The sequence below is a fragment of the Serratia ureilytica genome, assembly GCF_013375155.1.
Taxonomy (GTDB): Bacteria; Pseudomonadota; Gammaproteobacteria; order Enterobacterales; family Enterobacteriaceae; genus Serratia; species Serratia ureilytica.
Genome location: NZ_JABXOF010000024.1, coordinates 1 through 1,988 on the forward strand (window position 1 = coordinate 1; position 1,988 = coordinate 1,988).

Sequence of the window (1,988 nt, forward strand, 5' to 3'; positions counted from 1 at the left end):
GGTCAGTCAGGAGTATTTAGCCTTGGAGGATGGTCCCCCCATATTCAGACAGGATGTCACGTGTCCCGCCCTACTCATCGAACTCACGACCTGTGCATTTTAGTGTACGGGGCTATCACCCTTTGCTGCGCGACTTTCCAGACGCTTCCACTAACACACAAGCCGATTCAGGTTCTGGGCTCCTCCCCGTTCGCTCGCCGCTACTGGGGGAATCTCGGTTGATTTCTTTTCCTCGGGGTACTTAGATGTTTCAGTTCCCCCGGTTCGCCTCATGCCACTATGTATTCATGACATGATAGTGTGTCGAAACACACTGGGTTTCCCCATTCGGGTATCGCCGGTTATAACGGTTCATATCACCTTACCGACGCTTTTCGCAGATTAGCACGCCCTTCATCGCCTCTGACTGCCTAGGCATCCACCGTGTACGCTTAGTCACTTAACCTCACAACCCGAAGATGTTTCCATCGTTCGCGCTGCAAACATTTGAGAGACTCTATGACAGGTTACTCTTCATCCCAATACATCTACGGAGGGACAAATTTCAGCCGTCATGTTTCAATTTTCAGCTTGTTCCAGATTGTTAAAGAGCAAAATACTTCGCAGCATACTGTCGCCAATATACTCTGAAGTATTCAATACCGGACTATATGGTGGAGCTAAGCGGGATCGAACCGCTGACCTCCTGCGTGCAAGGCAGGCGCTCTCCCAGCTGAGCTATAGCCCCATACAGTCACGTGCAGTACCTTTTCCACTTACAAGAAGTGGTAGGCCTGAGTGGACTTGAACCACCGACCTCACCCTTATCAGGGGTGCGCTCTAACCACCTGAGCTACAAGCCTATAAAGGTATTTCTGCTCGTTACTTTTTCATCAGACAATCTGTGTGAGCACGCCACTCGAACTAATATCTTTAGGTAAGGAGGTGATCCAACCGCAGGTTCCCCTACGGTTACCTTGTTACGACTTCACCCCAGTCATGAATCACAAAGTGGTAAGCGCCCTCCCGAAGGTTAAGCTACCTACTTCTTTTGCAACCCACTCCCATGGTGTGACGGGCGGTGTGTACAAGGCCCGGGAACGTATTCACCGTAGCATTCTGATCTACGATTACTAGCGATTCCGACTTCATGGAGTCGAGTTGCAGACTCCAATCCGGACTACGACGTACTTTATGAGGTCCGCTTGCTCTCGCGAGGTCGCTTCTCTTTGTATACGCCATTGTAGCACGTGTGTAGCCCTACTCGTAAGGGCCATGATGACTTGACGTCATCCCCACCTTCCTCCAGTTTATCACTGGCAGTCTCCTTTGAGTTCCCGGCCGAACCGCTGGCAACAAAGGATAAGGGTTGCGCTCGTTGCGGGACTTAACCCAACATTTCACAACACGAGCTGACGACAGCCATGCAGCACCTGTCTCAGAGTTCCCGAAGGCACCAATCCATCTCTGGAAAGTTCTCTGGATGTCAAGAGTAGGTAAGGTTCTTCGCGTTGCATCGAATTAAACCACATGCTCCACCGCTTGTGCGGGCCCCCGTCAATTCATTTGAGTTTTAACCTTGCGGCCGTACTCCCCAGGCGGTCGATTTAACGCGTTAGCTCCGGAAGCCACGCCTCAAGGGCACAACCTCCAAATCGACATCGTTTACAGCGTGGACTACCAGGGTATCTAATCCTGTTTGCTCCCCACGCTTTCGCACCTGAGCGTCAGTCTTCGTCCAGGGGGCCGCCTTCGCCACCGGTATTCCTCCAGATCTCTACGCATTTCACCGCTACACCTGGAATTCTACCCCCCTCTACGAGACTCTAGCTTGCCAGTTTCAAATGCAGTTCCCAGGTTGAGCCCGGGGATTTCACATCTGACTTAACAAACCGCCTGCGTGCGCTTTACGCCCAGTAATTCCGATTAACGCTTGCACCCTCCGTATTACCGCGGCTGCTGGCACGGAGTTAGCCGGTGCTTCTTCTGCGAGTAACGTCAATTGATGA

Annotated in this window: 2 tRNA genes and 2 rRNA genes; all 4 read right to left on the reverse strand. The window is 51.9% G+C overall.

Annotation, left to right across the window (positions count from 1 at the left end):
* Window positions 1-445 (reverse strand): 23S ribosomal RNA (locus HWW83_RS25425); the annotation flags it as partial.
* A 206-nt stretch (window positions 446-651) separates the two neighbouring features.
* Window positions 652-727, reverse strand: a tRNA-Ala gene (locus tag HWW83_RS25430).
* A gap of 38 nt (window positions 728-765) precedes the next feature.
* Window positions 766-842 (reverse strand) — tRNA-Ile (locus tag HWW83_RS25435).
* A gap of 75 nt (window positions 843-917) precedes the next feature.
* Window positions 918-1,988: ribosomal RNA gene (locus HWW83_RS25440) — 16S ribosomal RNA — on the reverse strand; the annotation flags it as partial.